Raw genomic sequence first — 19,012 nt, 5'->3', positions numbered from 1 at the left:
TTATATGTAATTATCAAAATAAATAACCATTTAAAATTGAAATGCAGCACATGTAACTTATGCTTTCGGTGTGTGGTGATATAAATATTCTTTTTGGGGTAGATCGCTGATCAAAATAGATAAAGCAAAAGATCAACCTATGATCTTCGATTGTGTGTTGTGGTTATTTAGTGTGTTATTATTAACCAACAGCAAGCTTGCATAAGAACAGGCTGCACCCGACTACACAATTGAAAGCTTTAGTGAATGGAACAACAATTTTTATTAGAAGGCCACCGAGCAGTGAATCGTTTGCTTCGAAAGCTTGCACTTGGAATGGATCGTAAGGATTTAAACCATAAGATCATTCAGCTTACAGAGCAGCTTTTTGGGCAACGTATGGCCTCAATATTACTGCTTAACTCAAAGTCGAACACTTTACACATCGAATGCGCGCCTAACTTGCCCGATTTTTATAATCAGCAGATAGAAGGTATTGGAATTGGCGTTGGTATTGGTTCTTGTGGAGAGGCTGCTGCGCTTAAGAAAGCTGTTATGGTCTCTGATATTAATACTCACTCAAATTGGGCGCCTTTCTTAACCTTGACCAATCAAGCCAACTTACACGCTTGTTGGTCGGTGCCCATCATCTCTTCGCATGGCCACGTGCTAGGTACATTTGCGATTTACAGCCGATGCATTTCAGAACCTCATGAATTTGAACTCGAGATCTTGGAGCTGCTTGCTTCTTTGTATTCAGTAGCGCTAGAGAAATACGAGCTAGAGAATCAACTCAACTTTTTTGCCAGTCATGATTCGCTGACGCATTGCTTGAACCGCCGAGCATTGTTAAGTGAAGCTAAGAAGGTTTTAGTTAAACGATGTTTTGCGGACAAAGTGATGGCCTGCCTGTTTGTTGATGTTGATAAATTCAAGTTAATCAACGATACGTATGGCCATAGCTTTGGCGATGATGTTCTGTTAGCCGTTGCAAAAGTTCTCGATGAAGCGACTACGGCATGTGCCAAGGTAGGTCGTTACGGCGGTGACGAGTTTGTAGTGTTTTCTTGCTTTGATACCGAACAAAAAGTGTCAGACTTTTATCACAGCTTAGAAAAAGCGTTGGATAAAGCTCTCTATATTAATGGCGTTCAGTTTTCAGTCAGTGTTGGGATTGCTTGTGAAAAGTCGCCTAAAGGGCTCGATCAGTTGATTGCGTCAGCTGACAAAAGCATGTATCAAATCAAGCAAGCCAAGGCGAAGAAAGAGTAGATTGCTTATTAGTACTGAAAGTAAAAAGTTAGGATTTCCTATGAGTGAAAATATCTGCCCTAAATGCCAGTCAGAACTTAGCTGGGATGGTAAATACCACTGTGAAAGCTGCCAAGATCACTTTACAAAAGTGGGCTTTTGTCCTGAGTGCAGCAGCCAATTAGAGAAGCTTCAAGCTTGTGGGGCTGCGAGCTATTTCTGCAATGGTGATTGTAACGAGCTTAAATCTAAGTCGAGAGTGAAATTCGAGTTTCAACAAGCCGAATAGTCTTACCTCTCAATGGCAAGACGATAATCTGAGGTGTTTTTTGTAGGTCTAGTATGAAAATATTGGGCCTTTTTTGTATTTAGCGAATATGCGTGTGTCATCTTGGTTCAATCTTATCGTCACTGCACCAGCATGAAACATAGTAACCTTGTCGCTATGCACTGCATTGGTGTTAACTTAGTTAAAGTACTATTAAATACAAAGGCTTAAAACTTTGTTGGTTATGTTTTAAGTTTGGCACTCTTCTTGTAACTCTGTAATTGAATAACAAAAATACAATTATGGAGTAACAATCATGAACAAGGTGTTCAATTTATCGCTAGCTGCACTGTGTACAACACTTTCATTTTCTTCTGCAACAGTGCTTGCGGCTGACGATACCATTAAAGTCGGCGTTCTACATTCATTGTCAGGCACTATGGCGATCAGTGAAACAACGCTAAAAGATACCGTTCTTATGCTCATCGACGAGCAAAACAAAAAAGGTGGCTTACTTGGTAAGAAGCTTGAGCCTGTAGTTGTTGACCCTGCGTCAAACTGGCCGTTGTTTGCTGAGAAAGCACGTGAGCTTATCGAGAAAGAAAAAGTGGATGTGGTATTTGGTGGTTGGACATCGGTATCACGTAAATCCATGCTGCCAGTTTTTGAAGAGCTAAACAGCATCCTTTTCTACCCAGTACAGTATGAAGGCGAAGAGTCCTCTAAAAACGTTTTCTACACCGGTGCTGCGCCAAACCAACAAGCGATTCCTGCCGTTGATTACTTAATGGATGAACTTGAAGTGGAACGTTGGGTGCTTGCAGGTACCGATTACGTTTATCCACGTACCACCAATAAGATCTTAGAGGCCTACCTAAAAAGTAAAGGTGTCGCAGAAGAAGACATCATGATCAACTACACACCGTTTGGTCATTCTGATTGGCAATCTATTGTTTCAGATATCAAGAAGTTTGGTGAAGCTGGTAAGAAAACCGCCGTTGTATCTACTGTGAATGGTGATGCAAACGTACCTTTCTATAAAGAGCTTGGTGCTCAAGGTGTTTCATCTGAAGACATTCCGGTGATTGCATTCTCGGTTGGCGAAGAAGAGCTATCGGGCATGGATACTGAACCTCTAGTGGGTCACTTAGCGGCATGGAACTATTTCATGAGCGTCGATACCGAAGTCAATGAAGAGTTCGTTGAAACATGGCAGTCATTCATTAAGAGTGACAAACGTGTAACGAATGACCCGATGGAAGCACACTATATTGGTTTCAATATGTGGGCTCAAGCTGTGACTAATGCGGGCACAACCGATGCCGAAGCGGTGCAAGATGCATTGATTGGTGTGTCTGTTCCAAACCTATCTGGTGGCTACTCAACCATGCTACCAAACCACCACATAACTAAACCTGTATTGATTGGTGAGATTCAAGATGATGGCCAGTTTGACATCGTTTGGGAAACCACAGGCCTTGTTGCAGGTGATGCTTGGTCTAACTACTTACCTGAATCAGCAAAACTATTCTCTAGTTGGTCTAAGCCATTCTCATGTGGTGCGTTCAACGTTGAAACTAAAAAGTGTTCTGGTGGTAACTAGAGTTATTCGCTCTTGGCTGATAACTAGTTACTGGTTATCAGCTTTCGTTACTGGGTGTTAGCTATTACCGGTAACTACTAGCTATGAATATTGAGCCTTCTCTTTAGGGAAGAGTGCTTCTGCATGGAGGCGCAACGAAAGAGAAGGCTCAAATTAGTTTCAAGTCACAACAACTATCCAAACATCCACCAAGTAAAAAATAACAATATCTAACTTGTTGGTTAAGGAAGCAGGGATGAAGAACGTATTAAACGTATTTAAGGCGCTGTTGCTCATGGCTATCAGTGCTCAGTTGGCTTTTGCTGGAATAACGGATGAAGCTAGCTTTACCAAGGCGCTAGTTGGTAAAAAAACATCGGATAAAGAGCTAGCCATCGATTGGATCATTGAGACACAAACGGAAGACGTGTCGAAGGCTATTTTAGATGGATGGTTAAACGGCAATCTCTATTACTTCAATGATAAAAAAAACGAACATTATAAACAGCTCTATCTCATTCAAAACACCAAAACAGCCACTTCAGTTCAGTCTGTATGGGATGAATCAACTCTCAATATCGACAATGCTAAGCTGTTTAAAAAGGTGCGCGTAAACAACAAACTTCGCGGGATCTTACGGGGTGAAATTGCCTCTATTGGATTAAATAGCAGTAACCCAGATGTGCGTTATCAAGCGGTTCTCGATCTACTGGGAACTAAGGATGCCACTATCATCGATCGTTTATCCGAACTTAGAGAAAATGAGACCGATGGTAAAGTCGCTGAACTAATGGATTTGTCATTAGCTATTTTTACCTCGCTTGATAACAGTGCAACAACTGAAGCTCGAGTAACATCGATTGAACGAGTGGGCGACTTTAAGCATTCAGTCGTTCTAAAAACACTGAACCAACTACTTAACGGTGAGCAAGAACCAAGCATTTTGGCTGCAACAGAGCGTGCGATGGACGATTATCAACAAAGCCAAGCTCTGTACTCAGGTGTTGAAACCGTATTCTTTGGCTTGAGTTTAGGTTCGGTATTGGTACTAGCGGGCATTGGCTTAGCGATCACCTTTGGTGTGATGGGCGTTATCAACATGGCTCATGGTGAGCTGATCATGATTGGCGCTTACACCACCTATGTATTGCAACTTCTGATGCCGAATCATATTGGTTTAGCGCTAATACTTTCTATTCCTGCAGCATTCATCGTTTCGGGCTTAGTGGGTATTGCGATTGAGCGAAGCGTGATTCGTCACCTTTATGGGCGTCCATTAGAGACCTTGCTCGCCACCTTTGGTATCAGCTTAATCTTGCAGCAAGCCGTTCGCTCTATTTTCTCTCCGCTGAACCGATCAGTGAGTACACCTGAATGGATGTCTGGTGCGCTTCAATTGAATCCTATGCTATCGCTGACTTATAACCGTCTTTACATCATCTTGTTCTGTGGCTTGGTGTTTATGGGGTTATTGATGGTTCTGAAAAAGACACCGTTAGGCCTTCAGGTTCGTGCCGTTTCTCAAAACCGTGGTATGGCTCGTGCGATGGGGATTCGATCGGAACGTGTTGATGCGATGACCTTCGGTTTAGGCTCTGGCGTCGCAGGTGTTGCGGGTGTAGCGCTTTCTCAACTGACTAACGTTGGCCCAAATATGGGGCAGGCGTACATCATTGATTCTTTCATGGTGGTGGTGTTTGGCGGGGTTGGCAACTTATGGGGCACACTAGTCGCAGGGCTCAGCCTTGGCTTATTTAATAAGATTTTAGAACCATGGGCTGGTGCGGTTCTCGCCAAGATCCTAGTACTGGTTTTCATCATTCTGTTTATTCAAAAACGTCCACGCGGACTATTCCCGCAACGTGGCCGTGCGGCTGAAGGTTAAGGACAACATCATGCAGTCTAAATCATTTGTACTTTCGGCGATGCGTGGTGACAAAGGTGGTCAACTGACCATCCTTGCCATTCTTGCGGCCGTCATTCTTATTCCGCTGGCTAACACCATGTTGCCAAGTGGACACCCGCTTCATGTTGAGACTTTTACAATCTCATTAATGGGCAAATACCTGAGTTACGCAATGTTGGCGTTGGCGCTCGATCTTGTGTGGGGCTACCTCGGAATCTTGAGTCTAGGCCATGGCGCTTTCTTTGCGCTTGGTGGCTATGCGATGGGCATGTACTTAATGCGCCAGATTGGTGACCGTGGGGTATATGGCGACCCAATCCTACCTGACTTCATGGTGTTTCTTGATTGGTCGGCGTTGCCATGGTTCTGGCAGGGCTTTGATCAGTTCTGGTTCGCCTGCCTAATGGTGGTGTTGGTACCGGGCGCATTGGCTTATTTGTTCGGTTATTTAGCTTTCCGTTCTCGAGTGTCAGGGGTGTATCTTTCTATCATGACTCAAGCGTTAACTTACGCATTGATGCTGGCGTTTTTCCGCAACGAAATGGGCTTTGGTGGTAACAATGGATTGACGGACTTTAAAGACATCATCGGTCTGAGCTTGCAAAGTGATGCAGTCAAGATAGGTCTGTTTGTTGCGACTGGTATTGCGCTAATCCTCAGCTACATCGCGTGTCGCATGGTGGTGACCAGTCGATTAGGGCGAGTGGCTTTAGCGATTCGTGATACTGAATCTCGCACTCGATTCATGGGTTACGACGTCGATGGTATCAAGCTGTGGGTCTTCGTTCTATCTGCGGTTATCGCGGGTATTGCTGGTGCTTTATATGTGCCTCAAGTCGGTATCATCAACCCGGGAGAGTTTGCTCCGCTTAACTCGATTGAGATAGTGGTTTGGGTTGCCTTGGGTGGTCGTGCCACTCTGTTTGGTGCCATCGTTGGTGCCCTGATCATCAACTACGCCAAGAGTTGGTTTACGGTTGAATTCCCAGAGGTGTGGTTATTCGCCCTAGGTGGTCTATTTGTACTTTCAACCATGTACTTCCCACAAGGTGTGATTGGCTTTGTTAGCGAGAAATGGCAACAACTGCGTAAGGCGTCGGGTTCACGAGGCAAGGGACAAGGAAAATCAGATAAGGATGATCAGTCAGAAAACAAGGAGGTGATCGTATGACCACATTTAGTAACGTTAAGGAATCGGTTCAAGCCTTCACTCGCCGAGACGAAGTCTTTGATTATCTCAAGCCTGATGTTCATCCTGCCATCGATACCCGTCATAACGTGTTGTTGTACGTGGAAGGCGTTAACAAAAACTTCGATGGTTTCCAAGCGATCAACGACCTCAATCTTTATATCAAAGAAGGCGAACTGCGCTGCATCATCGGTCCTAATGGCGCGGGTAAAACCACTATGATGGATATCATTACGGGTAAAACAAAGCCAGATACTGGTGATGTGTGGTTAGGCTCGAACATTAACTTATTGAAGATGAATGAAGCAGAAATTGCCAATGCTGGAGTTGGGCGTAAGTTTCAAAAACCGACCGTGATTGAATGTCTAACCGTTTGGCAAAACCTTGAATTAGCCATGGCGGGCGACCGCTCTGTTTGGTCTACTTTCACTGCGGTGATGTCTGGTGAGCAGAAGGACAAGCTCACCTCGGTACTTGAACTTATTCACCTAAAAGACGAAGCCGCCAACTTGGCTGGCAATCTCTCTCACGGACAAAAGCAGTGGTTAGAGATCGGCATGTTATTGATGCAGAACCCCAAGCTGTTACTGGTGGATGAGCCCGTTGCAGGTATGACTCACCAAGAGATGGATCGTACATCGGAGTTACTTAACTCACTGGCAGGCAAACACTCTGTAGTCGTGGTTGAACACGATATGGATTTCGTTCGTTCAATCGCTAGCCATGTCACCGTACTTCATCAAGGTCACGTGTTGGCCGAAGGCACCATGGATCAAGTGCAAGCTCACCCTGAAGTTAAACAAGTTTATCTCGGAGAATAGGATGCTAGAGGTTAAATCAGTTAATCAATATTACGGTGAGAGCCACACATTGTGGGATTTAGACATGCAGATCCCAGAAGGCAAATGCACGGTATTGATGGGACGCAATGGCGTTGGTAAAACGACTCTTCTGCAATGCATCATGGGGCTAGTTAAAGTCAAAAGTGGTGACATTTCGTTATCGGGTGAATCGCTTTTGAAAACCGATGCCGAAGATCGTGCTCGCCAAGGAATCGGTTATGTGCCGCAGGGACGTCAGATCTTTCCGATGCTTACTGTGCAAGAAAATCTAGAAGTCGGTTTACCGATTCGCGACAAGGGTGACCGTAAGATCCCAGAGTTTATCTTCGATATCTTCCCTGTATTAAAAGAGATGCTGCATCGACGTGGTGGCGACTTATCTGGTGGTCAGCAACAACAGCTCGCGATTGGTCGTGCGTTGGTGGTTAACCCTAAGCTATTGATCTTGGATGAACCGACAGAAGGTATTCAGCCCAATATCGTGCAAGAGATTGGCGACATCATTCGTATGCTTAACGAGAAGATGGGACTCACGGTTCTGCTTGTAGAGCAAAAGCTACCATTTGCGAGAAAGGTTGGTGATCGCTTCTGCATTCTTGACCGTGGACGTCAGGTCGCGGAAGGAGAAATGAAAGGGCTCAATGAATCCTTGATCAAGGAGTACCTGACCGTATGAGTGCTTTATTTTCTTTGAGCGAAGAAAGGGACGCTTCTCTAACCGAGGCTTTGTCTCTGAATGAAACCATTGAACAAGATATTCGAGACGGCTGGCAGGCGAGCTTAAACCTCAACTTTGTCGACCGTGGTGATAAAACCGTTTTAAAGAATCGTCAGCAGTCTGGTCCGCTTGCGGTGCAACGCCCCTTGTATCCTGATGGGGAAACGTGTCACACCTACTTACTCCATCCCCCCGGCGGAGTAGTAGGTGGTGACACTCTCAACATTGAAGCGACCATAGAAAGTGGCGCTCATGCGCTAATTACCACCCCCGGTGCCACTAAGTTTTATCGTTCTAATAATAAGTACGCCAAGCAGAAGCAGACCTTGCGAGTGAAGAAAGATGCGCGCTTGGAATGGATGCCGCAAGAGAACATTTTTTTCCCTAATGCACACGTACGTTTAGACACTGAAATTCGGCTAGAAAAGGGCGCACAGTTTTGGGGTTGGGAGATGCACTGTTTTGGGCGACCTGCACAGAATGAGGGATTTGAGCATGGTCACCTTGTAGGGAAAACAGAAATCTATCTTGATAATCAAAGGCTTCTCACTGAAGGTTTTAATTTTCATGGTGGCGATAAGTTAATGATAAATATGGGGTTACTTGATTTCTCAATGATGGGAACCTTTTATCTTACGTCAAATGAGAAGCAAGATTTAGAGTTGGTACAGAGCTTGCTCTTATCTATTACACAGCAAGCTTCACAGCAATCAGTCACATCGAAAGTGCCGAATGAGCCCACATTAATAATGGGTGCGACGCAAATAGAGGGATTGATTGTGGTGCGAGCCTTGGGTAATTGGAGTGAAGACATTCTCCAAGCCTTTGGTCAGATATGGCAAGCAACTCGCTCTCATTTGTGTGGTACGACTCCTGATTTACCAAGGATTTGGGCGACTTAGCGATTAGCCCTTTTTGTACCGAGGGCGACTTCCGGCCCTCGGTACATTTTTTAAAGCTTGCTGTGTTTGAATCCCACTTACTGCTCATGCGTTTTTGAGCACTAAGAAAACAACACTAACAGCGGGCGGCTAAATGGAATTAACACCAAGAGAAAAAGATAAGCTACTTATCTTCTGTGCAGGAATGCTGGCACAGCAGCGCAAACAAAAAGGCTTAAAACTCAACTATCCAGAATCTATTGCACTGATCAGCAGTGCCATTCTCGAAGGTGCCCGCGAGGGTAAAACCGTTTCAGAGTTGATGGATTTTGGACGCACACTTCTTACTGTCGATGACGTTATGGAGGGGATCCCTTCCATGATCCCTGATGTACAAGTCGAAGCCACTTTTCCTGATGGCACCAAGTTGGTGACCGTTCATGAACCTATCGTGTAGGGAGAAGTAAGATGGCTGGTTCCACAAAAAAATACTCAGGTTTCGTTCCCGGCAAAGTAGAAACCGCTCCCGGTGACATCACCTTAAATGAAGGTCGCGAGACAACGTCAGTTAAAGTTCAAAACATTGGCGATCGTCCTATTCAAATTGGCTCTCATTACCACTTCTATGAAGCAAATCCTTCGCTGATCTTTGATAGAGAAACCACTAAAGGCTTTCGACTCAATATCCCTGCGGGCACTGCAACTCGATTCGAGCCGGGTCAGTCGCGTAGCGTCGAGTTAGTACGTTATGCCGGTAAGTTAGAAATTTACGGCTTCCAAGGAAAGGTGATGGGCAAGCTTTAAGAGCTCCTCACGGAAATAATTAAAACAACAAAGGATTGATCATGGCGACGATATCCAGACAGGCTTACGCCGAAATGTTCGGGCCAACAGTTGGAGACCGAGTGCGTCTTGCTGACACCGATTTATGGTTAGAAGTTGAAAAAGATTACACCGTTTACGGCGACGAAGTGAAATTCGGCGGTGGCAAAGTCATCCGTGATGGACAAGGGCAAAGCCAACGTCCAAGTGCTGAGACACCGGATTTGGTGATTACCAACGCCATCGTATTAGACTACTGGGGCATCGTGAAAGCCGATGTCGCAATTAAAGATGGCCGAGTTCAGGCATTAGGTAAAGCGGGCAACCCAGATGTTCAACCGGGTGTTGATATTGTGATTGGCCCAGGCACCGAAATTTTAGCCGGTGAAGGCTCTATTCTGACAGCTGGTGGCATTGATTCACACATCCACTTTATCTGCCCGCAACAAATTGAAGAAGCGCTAGCTTCAGGTGTTACCACCATGATTGGCGGTGGCACTGGGCCAAATACGGGTACTAACGCAACCACATGTACGCCAGGGCCTTGGAACATGCACCGCATGTTGGAATCACTCGATCAATTCCCAATGAACTTTGGTTTGTTAGGTAAAGGCAATGCAAGTCAGCCAGAAGCTCTACGCGAACAAGTCGCAGCAGGTGCAGTCGGTTTGAAGTTGCACGAAGACTGGGGAACAACCCCCGCTTCAATCGATACCTGCTTAAGTGTTGCTGACGAGATGGACGTACAAGTTGCGATTCATACCGACACTCTGAATGAATCTGGTTTTGTTGAATCGACACTTGGCGCAATCGGTGACCGCGTGATTCATACATATCACACCGAAGGTGCGGGTGGTGGTCACGCTCCTGATATTATTCGTGCTGCAGGTGAACCGAATGTTCTGCCTTCTTCGACTAACCCTACACGACCTTACACCATAAACACCGTCGATGAGCATTTGGACATGTTGATGGTATGTCACCACCTTTCCCCGTCTATTGCTGAAGATGTGGCGTTCGCCGAGTCGCGTATTCGTCGTGAAACCATTGCCGCTGAAGACATTCTTCATGATTTAGGTGCGTTTTCTATGATCGCTTCGGATTCTCAAGCGATGGGGCGAGTGGGTGAAGTAATAACTCGAACTTGGCAAACCGCGCACAAGATGAAAGTTCAGCGCGGTAGCCTAAAAGAAGATTCAGACTACAGCGATAACTTCCGTCTAAGACGTTATGTCGCTAAGTACACCATCAACCCTGCGATTACTCATGGTATGTCTCATGAAATCGGTTCTATCGAAGCCGGAAAATTAGCAGACTTAGTGTTGTGGAAGCCCGCTTTCTTTGGTGTGAAACCAAGCGTGATTTTGAAAGGCGGCATGATCGCCATGGCACCAATGGGTGATCCCAATGCTTCTATCCCAACCCCTCAGCCAGTTCACTATCGCTCTATGTTTGGTAGCTATGGCAAGGCGTGTCAGAACACATCGATGTTGTTTGTTTCCAAGGAAGCCAAGGCGCAGAACATCGATAAGCAGTTGGGGCTGCAGAGTTTGATTGGCGTAGTGAGCAACTGCCGAAACATCAGTAAAGCTGACATGAAGCTTAACGATTGGATGCCGAAGATTGAGGTCGACTCTCAGACTTATCAAGTGCGCGCTGATGGCGAGCTGCTTACGTGTGAACCTGCTGAAGAACTGCCAATGGCTCAAAGATATTTTCTATTTTAATAGCTCGGCTGAAGGCTCTTATCTTAGACCTTTAGCTGAAGCTCGTGTTTTAGCTCTTGGCTGAGGGCTCTTATTTTGAACGTTATAAATCTCACAAGGAGATTGAGGTAATAGCATGATTGAACTAACTCATATTCAAGAGGAGTTAAACACGACTCCTGATGGCTTTCTAAGTCTACCGATCGATAGTCGTATTAAGAGTCGTCTTAAAGTCACACTCGATGACGGGCGCAATGCAGGGCTGTTTCTACCACGAGGTCATATCTTGCGTGGCGGTGAACAACTCTCAAGTGAATGTGGCTTGGTCGTGGAAGTGAAAGCGGCACCTGAAACCGTTTCGACTGTTTACTGTGAAGATCTGCTCCTACTAACGCGAGTGGCTTACCACCTTGGCAATCGACATGTTCCGTTGCAAGTGGAAGCTGGCTGGGTTCGTTATCAACACGACCATGTTTTGGATGAAATGGTTGAAGGCTTAGGCGCTAAAGTGACCACCGAGACACAACCGTTTGAACCTGAAGGCGGCGCTTATGGCGGTCGCTCGGGTGGTCATCACCACCATCATTAATCGAGTCATTTGAGACTCACCCATTTATAGATACAACCACGATATTAATAACTATAAACGCAAGGAACTCGCGATGAACTTTAAAACAGCTGCAGGCTTATGTACTTTCACAATAGCTTCTCTAACAACATCGACATTGGCATTGGCTCATCCAGGTCATGGATCTCACTCGGTTCATGAGTCTCACTCATTTATGTCTGGCTTAACTCACCCTGTGACAGGCATGGATCACCTGATCATGCTGATCGCTTTTGGTCTATTAATTGGCGCACTGTCATTTTCAACCAAGATCAAAGCAGCTTTGATTGGGGGTGGATTAGTATCGTTAATGCTTGGTCTTATCGCAGGCCAAGCCTTGGGTTTCTCTGTGATTGTTGAACCAGCGATCATCGCTTCTCTGTTTGTAGTTAGTTTATGTTTATGGCATGTATTCTCACCATCAACTAAGCGTGTAAACAGTGTATTAGCGGCTTCGATTGGTATGTTGTTTTTCCATGGTTACGCACACGGTGTTGAGGCGGCAAGTAATCTGACTCAGTTTGCAGCAGGCATGGGCATCAGTGCTTTGGCATTAATGGTTATCGGCACTTTGGTTGGCCGTGCGGTTTACTCTAAATGGCTGTCGGTTGGCGTGGCTTCAGCAAGCGCACTATTGATTTTAGGCGCGTAAGCTCTCGAACTTTTTGATTCTAGAAGGCAGAGAGCAAGAGTATGACCAAAACAGAAAATATCGCTATTTATCGTCTCTTTCAATTGATCAGCCCATCGTTGCCGATTGGTGGTTTCACTTATTCGCAAGGGCTAGAGCTTGCTGTAGAAGCGGGGTGGGTGACCGATCGCAACAGCATGGAACAGTGGCTCAATACCATCGTCAGTTCCAGTGTCGCGACTTTGGAATTGCCCATCTTAGAGCGCCTTTATCACGCGCTAGAAAAAGGCGAGCTCGATGAGATTGAGCACTGGTGTAACTATTTGTACTCAAGTCGTGAAACCAGTGAATTGCGAGCGGAAGAGAAACAGCGTGGACAAGCCTTGAATACTCTGTTGAAGCGTTTAGACATCGATATTTCGTTGGTGGACTCTGTTGATAGTCATCCTAACCAACTGTTGGGCATGTGTATGGCTGCTCAACATTGGGGCATTGATTTAGAAAGTCTCAAGCAAGGTTATTTATGGAGTTGGCTTGAAAACATCGTTACCGCAGGGGTCAAGTTAGTTCCTTTAGGTCAAACCGATGGTCAGTTGGCACTGATTAATATCACCAACACGTTTCCCGAGATCATTGAGAAAGCACGCACGATAGAAGATTGGATGATAGGCAGCTTTTCGCCATCAATGGCATTAGCAAGTTCACTGCACGAAACACAATACACGAGACTATTTCGTTCGTAGCGGTTAGCACGAACGATGTAGTAAAAAGAATATAAGGAAGTAGACAATGGAAAGTTATAAGCAACCCCTTCGAATTGGTATTGGCGGCCCGGTAGGCTCTGGTAAAACAGCATTGTTAGAGGTGTTGTGTAAGGCGATTCGCGACAAGCTAAACATTGCTGTGGTAACCAACGACATTTACACCCAAGAAGATGCAAAGATACTCACACGTGCTGAAGCTCTCGAACCTGACCGCATCATTGGCGTAGAAACCGGTGGTTGTCCGCACACGGCTATCCGTGAAGATGCTTCGATGAACTTAGCTGCCGTAGAGGAGCTTGCTAAGCTACATAAGAACCTTGATGTGGTGTTTGTTGAAAGTGGTGGCGATAACCTGAGTGCGACGTTCAGCCCTGAGTTAGCCGACCTTACTATCTACGTGATTGATGTTGCTGAAGGGGAGAAGATCCCACGTAAAGGTGGCCCAGGTATTACACGATCTGATCTGTTGGTTATCAATAAAATCGATTTAGCACCGTATGTTGGCGCGTCACTTGAAGTGATGGAGCAAGATACGCAGCGCATGCGTCCAACCAAACCATACGTGTTCACCAACCTAAAAGAGAGCCAAGGTTTGGACTTCATCATCAACTTTATTGTGACGGAAGGTATGCTGACTATGAAGGAGCCTTCTACGACTGAGTCGTGAATCATGAATAGGGAGTAGAGTTTAAATCCGTTCGCTTTCTAATTTATTAGACACAAAAAAGCCCTGTCGATTATCGATAGGGCTTTCTGATTTTAAAGGGCTTTTAACGTTCGAGTCGAATCTAAAGCTCGCTCTTAGCGACTCTTGTTGTCACTTGTGATTCAATCACGCCATCTTCAACTTGAGTGGTGATCACTTCACCTGGTTCGACATCGTTAATTGATGACACGGTATTGCCCGATGTTGAATGGGTAATGCTGTAGCCTCGCTTCAAGGTTGCCAGTGGGCTCACTGTCTCTAACTTCTCTGCAGCCATGGCTAGCTGGTGGCGAGTGGTTAGCAGTGTTTTATCCATCGCATCCAATAGCTTCTGTTCTGAGCGTTGTAGATGCAACTTCTGTTCGCCAAGGCGCTTCACTGGCGAGTTCAACTGAAGCTGATGTTGTTTACGTTCAACACGCTGTGCATGCTGCTTTAGGTATTGAGCCATACCACGACGTAAGCGCATGTCTAAGTCATCAAGCTGCTGACTCTGTTTTTGCAGTTGGTAGCTAGGGTGTTGTTTCTCTAAGCGGTATTTCAACGTTTGAGTTGATTGCGCTTGTTTGATTAGTACATGACGAATTGCACTGACTAAGCGAGCGCGTTTAGAGACAAAAGCTTGTTCTTTATGACTGTTATCACGGCTAACCAGTTCGGCTGCTGCTGACGGTGTTGGTGCACGCATATCTGCGACGAAATCAGCTATAGTGACGTCAATTTCGTGGCCAACTGCGCTGATAATCGGGATCTGGCTTGCTGCAATTGTGCGAGCAACGATCTCGTTATTAAAGCACCATAAGTCTTCTAATGAACCGCCGCCACGACCCACGATCAACACATCACATTCATTGCGTTCGTTAGCTCGTCCAATCGCTTGAGCTATCTGAATTGCAGCCTCTTCGCCTTGAACCATGGTTGGGTAAACCACAACCGGTAATGAAGGATCGCGTCTTTTCAGTACATCAAGGATGTCAAACAGTGCAGCACCGGTTTTTGAGGTGATCACGCCAACGCGCTTTGGGTGTTCAGGAAGCGGTTGCTTGCTTGATTGAGCAAATAATCCTTCTGCGGCGAGGTTCATCTTAAGCTTTTCAAACTCTTGTTGAAGCTTACCATCACCTTCTGGCTGCATGCTTTCGATGATTAGCTGATAGTCACCACGCGGCTCATAAAGAGACAGACGTGCTTTGACTAAAACTTGATTACCGTTCTGAGGCTTAAAAGTCACACGACGGTTATTGCCACGAAACATAGCGCACTTAACTTGAGCGCGAGAGTCTTTAAGGGTGAGGTACCAGTGACCAGAGACAGGTGCTGAGAAGTTTGAGATTTCACCAACGAGCCAGACTATCCCCATTTCGTTTTCTAATAGGAGACGAACCTCTGAGTTGAGGCGAGAAACAGTAAAGATGTTTGGATTAGTCATAGAAGCACTATCTTTCCTTGAAGGAAGGTCTTTCTTGGAATCTCACAGGGCGTGAGTATGGAAGATAGCGGCAATATAATACATAGCAAGGGGGTAAATGCAAATTAAAAATACAAAAATGTGTAGCCAAGCGATTTCGTTGGCCGTATAATCCGTCCGCAATATCTAATCCAAATGCAGTTTAATTTTCCTTAATTGGCTGCCCTCATTAGGCGAAACGATGAGATTGGATTGTTTCTTTTTACTCCTATTATTGTGAGATATTGCAAATGCTAAGAATTGCCAAAGAAGCGCTGACATTCGACGACGTACTGCTAGTGCCAGCACACTCCACCGTTCTCCCTAATACAGCTGATCTTCGCACTCAGCTGACGAAGAATATTTCCCTAAACATCCCTATGATCTCTGCATCGATGGATACTGTGACAGAAGCTCGCCTAGCGATTGCACTGGCACAAGAAGGCGGAATCGGCTTCATTCATAAGAACATGTCTATTGAACAGCAAGCTGAAATGGTTCGCCAGGTTAAAATTTACGAAGCAGGTGTGGTTTCTCACCCTGTTACTGTAAACCCTGACGCGACAATCGCTGATGTTGTAGCTCTTACTCAAAAACACGGCTTCGCTGGTTTCCCTGTTGTTACTGAAACAAACGAACTTGTTGGTATTATTACTGGCCGTGACGTTCGCTTTGTGACTGACCTTTCTAAGAAAGTTGACGTAGTAATGACACCTAAAGCTCGCCTTGCTTCTGTTAAAGAAGGTGCAACTCGTGAAGAAGTTCAAGAGAAAATGCACGAAGCGCGTGTTGAGAAAGTTCTTGTTGTAAATGATGACTTCCAACTTACTGGAATGATCACTGCAAAAGATTCCCACAAAGCAGAACGTAAACCAAACGCTTGTAAAGATGAGCGCGGCAGCCTACGTGTAGGTGCAGCTGTTGGTGCTGGTGCTGGTAACGAAGAGCGCGTTGCTGCTCTTGTTGAAGCTGGCGTAGACGTTCTACTTATCGACTCTTCACACGGTCACTCTGAAGGCGTACTTAACCGTATCCGCGAAACTCGTGCTGCCTACCCTGATCTACAAATCATCGGTGGTAACGTAGCAACTGGCGCTGGCGCTCGTGCTCTTATCGAAGCTGGTGTAAGTGCAGTTAAAGTGGGTATCGGCCCGGGTTCAATCTGTACGACTCGTATCGTTACTGGTGTTGGTGTTCCTCAAGTAACAGCAATCGCAGACGCAGCTGAAGTAGCAAACGAATACGGTATTCCAGTAATCGCAGATGGCGGTATCCGCTTCTCTGGTGATATCTGTAAAGCGATCGTTGCTGGCGCATCTTGTGTGATGGTTGGTTCAATGTTCGCGGGTACTGAAGAAGCACCGGGTGAAGTTATCCTTTACAACGGTCGTTCTTACAAGTCTTACCGTGGTATGGGTTCTCTTGGCGCTATGTCTCAAGGTTCTTCTGACCGTTACTTCCAATCTGACAACGCTGCAGACAAGCTTGTTCCAGAAGGGATTGAAGGTCGTATCGCATACAAAGGTCGTCTAAAAGAGATCGTTCACCAACAGATGGGCGGTTTACGCTCAAGCATGGGCCTAACGGGTTCTGCAACTGTTGAAGATATGCGTACTAAAGCTGAGTTTGTTCGTATCTCTGGTGCGGGCATGAAAGAATCTCACGTACACGATGTTCAAATCACGAAAGAAGCACCTAACTACCGTTTAGGTTAATAATACGTCCAAACGTTTGAATAATGTGCTGATTTAGTCGGCACATTAATATACCAATCGTAGTAAATAACGGGTCATCCTAGCTTGTTAAAAAGCTCGATAACTTCGTTAGAATTTTTGATTGTAGAATAACTACTTATCAGAACTCTTTGTCGAATAGAGCAGCCTTGTTCTCAAGCTTTTTTCCTGCGCTATTCCTGAACACTTACTTACTGTGATTGGTATTATATCTACCGCTTGTTTTGTTTAGAGAGTGATTCTCACAAAACATCGCCTTACAGATAACCTACGAAAACGTTTGCTTTATTTCTTGAAGAGTTAATCAGAGGTGAGTAAACTCGCCTCCGTTTTATCACATAGCCAATAAGACTACTTACAATGACTAAAAATATTCATGACCAACGTATTCTAATTCTGGACTTCGGTTCTCAATACACACAGCTAGTTGCTCGTCGTATTCGTGAGATCGGTGTTTACTGTGAACTTTGGAGCTGGGACGTAGAAGAAGCGGATATTCGTGAATTCAATCCAGACGGCATTATCCTATCTGGCGGCCCTGAAAGTGTAACGGAAGAGAATTCTCCACGTGCACCTCAGTACGTATTTGATTCAGGTGTTCCTGTCTTCGGTATTTGCTACGGCATGCAAACTATGGCTGAGCAACTTGGCGGTAAAGTAGCGACGTCTACTGAACGCGAGTTCGGCTACGCAGCTGTACAAGTGACTGGCGAATCAGCACTTTTCGCTGACCTTGAGACGACTCAAGATGTTTGGATGAGCCACGGTGACAAAGTGGTTGAGATCCCTGCTGATTTCACAAAGATCGCTGAAACAGACACTTGCCCATACGCTGCAATGGCAAATGAAGATAAGAAGTACTACGGCGTACAATTCCACCCAGAAGTAACACACACTAAGAACGGCCTAAAAATGCTTGAGAACTTTGTTCTTAATGCATGTGGTTGTGAAGGTCTGTGGACTCCAGCTTCAATCATTGAAGATGCAGTTGCACGTATTAAAGAACAAGTAGGTGACGACGAAGTTATCCTTGGTCTTTCTGGTGGTGTTGATTCATCAGTAGTAGCAATGCTTGCTCACCGAGCGATCGGCGACAAACTAACATGTGTATTTGTAGATAACGGCCTTCTTCGTTTAAACGAAGGTGAGCAGGTTATGGAGATGTTCGGCAATAAGTTTGGCCTAAACATCATCAAAGTAGATGCTGAAGAGCGTTTCCTTAACGCTCTTGAAGGCGAAGCTGAACCAGAAGCGAAACGTAAGATCATCGGCCACGTATTCGTAGATATCTTCGATGAAGAATCTAAGAAACTGAAGAATGCTAAGTGGCTTGCTCAGGGTACTATCTACCCAGACGTAATCGAGTCTGCTGCATCTAAGACAGGTAAAGCACACGTAATCAAATCTCACCACAACGTTGGCGGCCTTCCTGATGATATGGAAATGGGCCTTGTTGAGCCTCTACGTGAGCTGTTTAAAGATGAAGTACGTAAGATCGGCTTAGAGCTTGGTCTTCCATACAACATGCTTTACCGCCACCCATTCCCGGGTCCAGGTCTAGGTGTTCGTGTACTTGGCGAAGTGAAGAAAGAGTACTGTGATTTACTGCGTCGTGCTGATGCTATCTTCATTGAAGAGCTTCACGCTGCTGACCTTTACCACAAAGTATCTCAAGCATTCACGGTATTCCTACCAGTACGTTCAGTTGGCGTAATGGGTGATGGCCGTAAGTACGATTGGGTTGTATCTCTACGCGCAGTAGAAACTATCGACTTCATGACTGCTCACTGGGCACACCTACCATACGACTTCCTAGGTAAGGTTTCTAACCGTATTATCAACGAAGTTAACGGCATTTCACGTGTTGTTTACGATATTTCTGGTAAGCCACCAGCAACTATCGAGTGGGAATAATCTTTTAGAGATTTAACCAGCTTTGATTAAGATCTTAAGCCTCGAACTCAGTTCGGGGCTTTTTTC

General features: G+C 45.4%; 18 protein-coding genes. 17 read left to right on the top strand and 1 reads right to left on the bottom strand.

Annotated features, from left to right (window positions below; all coding sequences use genetic code 11):
• Positions 1 to 246 precede the first annotated feature (246 nt).
• From OCW38_RS11710 to ureG, 15 genes are all read left to right on the top strand, one after another.
• Entirely contained in the window at positions 247 to 1,251 is a 1,005-nt protein-coding gene (locus tag OCW38_RS11710; RefSeq protein WP_016793724.1) for a sensor domain-containing diguanylate cyclase, read from the top strand.
• A gap of 40 nt (positions 1,252 to 1,291) precedes the next feature.
• A complete protein-coding gene (locus OCW38_RS11705) occupies positions 1,292 to 1,519 on the top strand; it encodes a zinc ribbon domain-containing protein (protein WP_010440564.1) in 228 nt (75 codons plus the stop codon).
• A gap of 295 nt (positions 1,520 to 1,814) precedes the next feature.
• Complete coding sequence (urtA, locus tag OCW38_RS11700) at positions 1,815 to 3,101, top strand: urea ABC transporter substrate-binding protein (protein ID WP_010440568.1); 1,287 nt, start codon at positions 1,815 to 1,817, stop codon at positions 3,099 to 3,101.
• A gap of 235 nt (positions 3,102 to 3,336) precedes the next feature.
• On the top strand, positions 3,337 to 4,965 hold the full coding sequence (urtB, locus tag OCW38_RS11695) for an urea ABC transporter permease subunit UrtB (RefSeq protein WP_010440570.1): 1,629 nt from the start codon (positions 3,337 to 3,339) through the stop codon (positions 4,963 to 4,965).
• Between the two features lie 10 nt (positions 4,966 to 4,975).
• Complete coding sequence (gene urtC / locus OCW38_RS11690) at positions 4,976 to 6,157, top strand: urea ABC transporter permease subunit UrtC (protein ID WP_016767140.1); 1,182 nt, start codon at positions 4,976 to 4,978, stop codon at positions 6,155 to 6,157.
• Complete coding sequence (gene urtD / locus OCW38_RS11685) at positions 6,154 to 6,996, top strand: urea ABC transporter ATP-binding protein UrtD (protein ID WP_016767142.1); 843 nt, start codon at positions 6,154 to 6,156, stop codon at positions 6,994 to 6,996. The genes urtC and urtD overlap by 4 nt, the downstream gene beginning before the upstream one ends.
• Position 6,997: 1 nt before the next feature.
• The gene (gene urtE, locus OCW38_RS11680) at positions 6,998 to 7,693 is read left to right on the top strand and encodes an urea ABC transporter ATP-binding subunit UrtE (RefSeq protein WP_010440573.1); all 696 of its coding nucleotides are present in this window, start codon (positions 6,998 to 7,000) and stop codon (positions 7,691 to 7,693) included.
• A complete protein-coding gene (locus OCW38_RS11675; RefSeq protein ID WP_010440575.1) occupies positions 7,690 to 8,637 on the top strand; it encodes an urease accessory protein UreD in 948 nt (315 codons plus the stop codon). Before urtE ends, OCW38_RS11675 begins: the two co-directional genes overlap by 4 nt.
• A 133-nt stretch (positions 8,638 to 8,770) precedes the next feature.
• Positions 8,771 to 9,073, top strand: a complete 303-nt coding sequence (gene ureA, locus OCW38_RS11670) for an urease subunit gamma (RefSeq protein ID WP_004735119.1) — start codon at positions 8,771 to 8,773, stop codon at positions 9,071 to 9,073.
• Positions 9,074 to 9,084: 11 nt separating this feature from the next.
• On the top strand, positions 9,085 to 9,420 hold the full coding sequence (locus tag OCW38_RS11665; RefSeq protein ID WP_010440579.1) for an urease subunit beta: 336 nt from the start codon (positions 9,085 to 9,087) through the stop codon (positions 9,418 to 9,420).
• Positions 9,421 to 9,461: 41 nt separating this feature from the next.
• Positions 9,462 to 11,165 carry an urease subunit alpha gene (gene ureC / locus OCW38_RS11660; protein WP_010440581.1) on the top strand — a complete coding sequence of 568 codons (1,704 nt, stop codon included), beginning with the start codon at positions 9,462 to 9,464 and terminating at the stop codon, positions 11,163 to 11,165.
• A 115-nt stretch (positions 11,166 to 11,280) separates the two neighbouring features.
• Complete coding sequence (gene ureE / locus OCW38_RS11655; RefSeq protein ID WP_016767144.1) at positions 11,281 to 11,733, top strand: urease accessory protein UreE; 453 nt, start codon at positions 11,281 to 11,283, stop codon at positions 11,731 to 11,733.
• 73 nt (positions 11,734 to 11,806) lie between these two features.
• Complete coding sequence (locus tag OCW38_RS11650) at positions 11,807 to 12,403, top strand: HupE/UreJ family protein (RefSeq protein WP_010440587.1); 597 nt, start codon at positions 11,807 to 11,809, stop codon at positions 12,401 to 12,403.
• A 41-nt stretch (positions 12,404 to 12,444) separates the two neighbouring features.
• On the top strand, positions 12,445 to 13,125 hold the full coding sequence (locus OCW38_RS11645; protein WP_016767146.1) for an urease accessory protein UreF: 681 nt from the start codon (positions 12,445 to 12,447) through the stop codon (positions 13,123 to 13,125).
• Between the two features lie 46 nt (positions 13,126 to 13,171).
• Complete coding sequence (ureG, locus tag OCW38_RS11640; protein WP_004735125.1) at positions 13,172 to 13,813, top strand: urease accessory protein UreG; 642 nt, start codon at positions 13,172 to 13,174, stop codon at positions 13,811 to 13,813.
• Positions 13,814 to 13,934: 121 nt separating this feature from the next.
• Here the strand turns inward: ureG and xseA are convergent, their stop codons facing one another.
• A complete protein-coding gene (gene xseA / locus OCW38_RS11635; protein WP_010440592.1) occupies positions 13,935 to 15,281 on the bottom strand; it encodes an exodeoxyribonuclease VII large subunit in 1,347 nt (448 codons plus the stop codon).
• A 269-nt stretch (positions 15,282 to 15,550) separates the two neighbouring features.
• Here xseA and guaB point away from each other — a divergent pair, with 269 nt between their 5' ends.
• Together guaB and guaA are read left to right on the top strand one after the other, a co-directional pair.
• Positions 15,551 to 17,014: an IMP dehydrogenase gene (gene guaB / locus OCW38_RS11630; protein ID WP_261894138.1), complete on the top strand. Its 1,464-nt coding sequence runs from the start codon at positions 15,551 to 15,553 to the stop codon at positions 17,012 to 17,014.
• A 378-nt stretch (positions 17,015 to 17,392) separates the two neighbouring features.
• Positions 17,393 to 18,946, top strand: a complete 1,554-nt coding sequence (gene guaA / locus OCW38_RS11625; RefSeq protein ID WP_010440596.1) for a glutamine-hydrolyzing GMP synthase — start codon at positions 17,393 to 17,395, stop codon at positions 18,944 to 18,946.
• Positions 18,947 to 19,012 lie beyond the last annotated feature (66 nt).

This window comes from Vibrio cyclitrophicus (assembly GCF_024347435.1).
GTDB classification, from domain to species: domain Bacteria; phylum Pseudomonadota; class Gammaproteobacteria; order Enterobacterales; family Vibrionaceae; genus Vibrio; species Vibrio cyclitrophicus.
Note: the sequence above shows the minus strand (reverse complement) of the source record. Positions and strands in the feature narration are given on the sequence as shown.

What these genes read in the sequence shown, in the direction of transcription:
- OCW38_RS11710 (WP_016793724.1), top strand. Translation starts at nt 247, where the DNA reads ATGGAACAACAATTTTTATTAGAAGGCCACCGAGCAGTGAATCGTTTG.
- OCW38_RS11705 (WP_010440564.1), top strand. Translation starts at nt 1,292, where the DNA reads ATGAGTGAAAATATCTGCCCTAAATGCCAGTCAGAACTTAGCTGGGAT.
- urtA (WP_010440568.1), top strand. Translation starts at nt 1,815, where the DNA reads ATGAACAAGGTGTTCAATTTATCGCTAGCTGCACTGTGTACAACACTT.
- urtB (WP_010440570.1), top strand. Translation starts at nt 3,337, where the DNA reads ATGAAGAACGTATTAAACGTATTTAAGGCGCTGTTGCTCATGGCTATC.
- urtC (WP_016767140.1), top strand. Translation starts at nt 4,976, where the DNA reads ATGCAGTCTAAATCATTTGTACTTTCGGCGATGCGTGGTGACAAAGGT.
- urtD (WP_016767142.1), top strand. Translation starts at nt 6,154, where the DNA reads ATGACCACATTTAGTAACGTTAAGGAATCGGTTCAAGCCTTCACTCGC.
- urtE (WP_010440573.1), top strand. Translation starts at nt 6,998, where the DNA reads ATGCTAGAGGTTAAATCAGTTAATCAATATTACGGTGAGAGCCACACA.
- OCW38_RS11675 (WP_010440575.1), top strand. Translation starts at nt 7,690, where the DNA reads ATGAGTGCTTTATTTTCTTTGAGCGAAGAAAGGGACGCTTCTCTAACC.
- ureA (WP_004735119.1), top strand. Translation starts at nt 8,771, where the DNA reads ATGGAATTAACACCAAGAGAAAAAGATAAGCTACTTATCTTCTGTGCA.
- OCW38_RS11665 (WP_010440579.1), top strand. Translation starts at nt 9,085, where the DNA reads ATGGCTGGTTCCACAAAAAAATACTCAGGTTTCGTTCCCGGCAAAGTA.
- ureC (WP_010440581.1), top strand. Translation starts at nt 9,462, where the DNA reads ATGGCGACGATATCCAGACAGGCTTACGCCGAAATGTTCGGGCCAACA.
- ureE (WP_016767144.1), top strand. Translation starts at nt 11,281, where the DNA reads ATGATTGAACTAACTCATATTCAAGAGGAGTTAAACACGACTCCTGAT.
- OCW38_RS11650 (WP_010440587.1), top strand. Translation starts at nt 11,807, where the DNA reads ATGAACTTTAAAACAGCTGCAGGCTTATGTACTTTCACAATAGCTTCT.
- OCW38_RS11645 (WP_016767146.1), top strand. Translation starts at nt 12,445, where the DNA reads ATGACCAAAACAGAAAATATCGCTATTTATCGTCTCTTTCAATTGATC.
- ureG (WP_004735125.1), top strand. Translation starts at nt 13,172, where the DNA reads ATGGAAAGTTATAAGCAACCCCTTCGAATTGGTATTGGCGGCCCGGTA.
- xseA (WP_010440592.1), bottom strand. Translation starts at nt 15,281, where the DNA reads ATGACTAATCCAAACATCTTTACTGTTTCTCGCCTCAACTCAGAGGTT.
- guaB (WP_261894138.1), top strand. Translation starts at nt 15,551, where the DNA reads ATGCTAAGAATTGCCAAAGAAGCGCTGACATTCGACGACGTACTGCTA.
- guaA (WP_010440596.1), top strand. Translation starts at nt 17,393, where the DNA reads ATGACTAAAAATATTCATGACCAACGTATTCTAATTCTGGACTTCGGT.